Annotated in this window: 5 protein-coding genes; 1 reads left to right on the top strand and 4 read right to left on the bottom strand. The window is 63.6% G+C overall.

The features are described from left to right. The coding region (locus ABR948_RS29185) for a hypothetical protein (protein WP_428124733.1) at nt 1–184 on the bottom strand (184 nt) is incomplete at its 3' end. A 250-nt stretch (nt 185–434) separates the two neighbouring features. Between ABR948_RS29185 and ABR948_RS29190 the strand changes: the two genes are divergently transcribed. After that, entirely contained in the window at nt 435–1412 is a 978-nt protein-coding gene (locus tag ABR948_RS29190) for a DUF2336 domain-containing protein (RefSeq protein ID WP_428124735.1), read from the top strand. A gap of 97 nt (nt 1413–1509) precedes the next feature. On the opposite strand, the gene ABR948_RS29195 is transcribed toward ABR948_RS29190, so the two are convergent. The 3 genes from ABR948_RS29195 to ABR948_RS29205 all read right to left on the bottom strand — a co-directional run. Next, nucleotides 1510–1854 carry a DUF1491 family protein gene (locus tag ABR948_RS29195; RefSeq protein WP_428124737.1) on the bottom strand — a complete coding sequence of 115 codons (345 nt, stop codon included), beginning with the start codon at nt 1852–1854 and terminating at the stop codon, nt 1510–1512. A 32-nt stretch (nt 1855–1886) separates the two neighbouring features. Next, nucleotides 1887–2576 (bottom strand): peptidoglycan-binding domain-containing protein, encoded by a 690-nt coding sequence (locus tag ABR948_RS29200; protein WP_428124739.1) that lies wholly within the window; start codon nt 2574–2576, stop codon nt 1887–1889. Further along, nucleotides 2569–3368 (bottom strand): sensor histidine kinase (locus ABR948_RS29205; RefSeq protein WP_428124741.1); only part of this gene is annotated, 800 nt, incomplete at its 5' end. The genes ABR948_RS29200 and ABR948_RS29205, both read right to left, overlap by 8 nt.

Consider the following 3368-nt stretch of genomic DNA (forward strand, 5'->3'; position numbering starts at 1 on the left):
AGCGTCGGCGACGGCGGCGGCCGGGTGCGGTGCCCGCTTCCGGACCGCTTTCGTCGGGTTCGCGTTCAATCCGGACGACGGGAAGGATCAGGATCGTGCCCATGCCTTCGCGCGGAGCGCCATCCATGGTTGGGCCCAGCCGTCGCGATGCCGCATCCGCCGGAAATTCAATGATGGTGCCCATGCCAAGTTCTCTCTGGTTGCCGCTCTGACGCGATGTGCCGGCGACAGGCCAACATTAAGAACAGGACGTGGTTAACGGCATCTTAACGTCGTGCCGCGGTCCGATATGACACGGGACCTGAACCTGGAACCGCGGCGGCGCACGAGGGCGCGAATATGACGACAATACTTCACCGATTGTTTTCCTTAACGAGCTGTTAAAGCAAGCATCGTAAGCTGGCGCGAAAATTACTCAGTCGCGTACCCCTGACATGACCACGTCTCCGCTGTTTCCGGGCTTTGATGGATTGATGACGCTCTCGCGCCGGGAGGGTGTCGATATCAGACCGACGTTACTGCGCGTGCTGACCGATCTCTACGTTCAGGCCAGCGTGCACAGCGAGGACGAAAAGCGGCAGTTTGTCGAACTCACCTCCCGACTGATCGATCAGGTTGATGACGCGACGCGCGCCGCCGTTCGGGCACGGCTTGCGATCTATCCGGGCACGCCAGCCGAAGTCCTGAGACAACTCGGACTGAAGCCCGCCGGGCCCGATCCGCGCGCGCCGCTGGTGGAGGCGTTTCCCTCGGCGCTGTCAGCGCCGCCGGTCAAGCCGCTGAGCGAAGCGCAATTGCGGATGGCATCCAGTCTGTCGATGCAGCCCAAGGACGCCGCCGAAATCAGCGAGATGTTCTTCAACGCCGGCGCCAGCGAGCGCGCGCTGATTTTGCACAATCTCTCCGACACGCCGCTGCGGGCTGCCGCGCGCATTCCCGGCGCCCGCGCGGCACGCGCCATCGAGACGCTGGAGATGGCCGCCTTTGCCGCCGATGTCGAGAATTTCACGGTCGAGCTCGGCGAAACCCTGATTCTGCCGTGGAAGGTGGCCGCCCAGGTGGTCAACGATCCCGGCGGCGAGCCGCTGGCTTGCGCGGCCAGGGCGCTGGACATGCCGGCGCCGGTGTTCCAGCGGGTATTGCTGTTTCTCAAGCCTGAATTCGGGTCTTCCGTCACCACCGTCTACCGGCTGTCACGCCTGTACGACAGATTGAGCGAGCGATCCGCCCTGGTCATGCTGGCCGCGTGGCGCGGCTCCACGATGGCGGTCACCCGTGCCAAGTATCGCCCTGCCCTTTACGACGACGAACGCCATCGCGGCCGCCCGGCCGCGGCCCAAACGCGCCCGGCGACCGCCCTGCCTGGCGCCGGCGTCGTACCGCTCAGGGGTTCGCAGGGTTCGGATCGTTAGAGCATGATCCGGAAAAGTGGGCACCGGTTTTCCGAAAAGATCATGCTCAAACTAGAAAATAGACGACGAGCATGATTCAACGCAGTTGAATCATGCTCTAGCCGCGCGCCAGATCGAGAAAATGCCGCCCCGCCCGGTCCTCGGTCTCCACGATCCAGACATCGGGGTCGAACCGGACCTCTTTCGCCAGACGCTCTTCCACCGATGCTTCCGGCACCGGCTGCGGCGACGTCGCAGTGAAAATGCGCTCGATCGGCCGGCTGTCGTCGTAAACCGTCTGCGGCGCCGGTACGTACAGCATGGCATTGCCGTCGAGCAGCGCCACCTTGACGAAGACCGCGCCGGCCTCTTCGGCGCCGCGGCGGCGCACGGCACCGAATATCCCTTCGGTCTGGCAACGGCGCAAATAGGCCGCCACCCATATGCTGGATTTCAAACGCATCTGATGACGATAGGCCAGCCGATCGATTGCCGCTAGTCGATCGGGTGACCGATCATCGCGGTGAGCTCGTGCACCAGACGGTCGGACATCTGGCCCGTCACCGGGATCTTGCGTGCCCGCTCGAATTTCTGGATCGCAGCCTGGGTGTCCGAACCGACGGTGCCGGTCGGTTTCAACTGGCCATAGCCATATTCCGTCAGCGCGCGCTGCACCGCCGCTACCCGGCGCAAGCCCGCGCCTGAAACAGCCTCGCTATTGGTCGAAACCGGAATCGAGGCGGGCGGTCGCGGGATAGCAGAAGGCGTAACCGGCATCGCGCTGGTTGCCTTGACCAGATTGGTCATTGGATCAACAGATCTGGGATCAACAGATCTGGGATCGGCAGATCTGGGATCGGCGGCTTTCGGTTCGGCCGGTTTTGGTTCGGATATGGCCTCGACCGGGCGCGGACGCGGCAGCGGATTGGCAGGCAGTACCTCCGCCGGCATCGCCACCACGGTGCCGAACAATGGCGCCGGATGGCGGCCCGCCTGCAGCAGCAGCGCATTGGCGACGATGGCGCTGACAGCCGCAAACGCCAGCGCGCCCGCAACCGTGTCCTTCGGGCTGTGCAGCAAAACCCGCATCAGAAAGCCGCGCTCGGCGTCGGCTTCGATCGCAACCGCGCTCGCGCGACGACGGCGGCGCGGCGCCTCTTCGTCCCTGGAATTCTGTCTAGGCACTTTTCTTCACCTGGTGGGCTTGATCTTGTGGTGTGGACCGCGACGATGGCGTCAGCGTGGCGATATTGCTCGAGGGCTCCCGCGCCGGCGGCGTGAACGCCAGCGGCAATGCGATGGTGACCGTGGTTCCCTCATCGATCCTGCTTTGAACGGTCATCTCGCCACCGTGAAGCCCGACCAGACTCTTCACGATCGACAGCCCGAGGCCGGTGCCTTCATGCCGGCGTTGATAGGTCTTGCCGGCCTGGAAGAACGGATCGCCGATCCGCAGGAGGTCATCGGCCGCGATGCCGACACCGGTATCGGCGACGCGCAGCACCAGCCGCGATCCCTCCACGCTGGCGGAAACCGTTACCGAACCGCCGCGCTCGGTGAATTTGATGGCGTTGGAGACCAGATTGAGCGCGATCTGCTTGAACGCGCGCGGATCGCCGGTCATGAAGGGTAAATTCTCCGGCGCCCGGGTCACGAGATCGATGGCATTTTCCCGTGCCTTCAGGGCCAGCAGGTTGCAGCAATTGATCAGTGCCGTACGCGGCGCAAACGGTTCCGGCGAGATTTCGAAATTGCCGGACTCCATCTTGGACATGTCGAGAATGCCGTTGACCACCGACAGCAGATGCTGGCCGGAATCGTTGATCAATTGGGCATATTCCTTGCGGCGCGCCGCATCTAGCATCAGCGCGTCTTCCTGAACGATCATCTCGGAGAAGCCGATGATGGCGTTAAGTGGTGTGCGCAATTCGTGGCTCATGGTGGCGAGGAAGCGGGTCTTGGCGGCGTCCGCCTGCT

Source organism: Bradyrhizobium sp. (genome assembly GCF_050014615.1).
Classification (GTDB): domain Bacteria; phylum Pseudomonadota; class Alphaproteobacteria; order Rhizobiales; family Xanthobacteraceae; genus Bradyrhizobium.

Coding starts and splice junctions, on each gene's coding strand:
- ABR948_RS29195 (WP_428124737.1), bottom strand. CDS start 1,854: ATGCGTTTGAAATCCAGCATATGGGTGGCGGCCTATTTGCGCCGTTGC.
- ABR948_RS29190 (WP_428124735.1), top strand. CDS start 435: ATGACCACGTCTCCGCTGTTTCCGGGCTTTGATGGATTGATGACGCTC.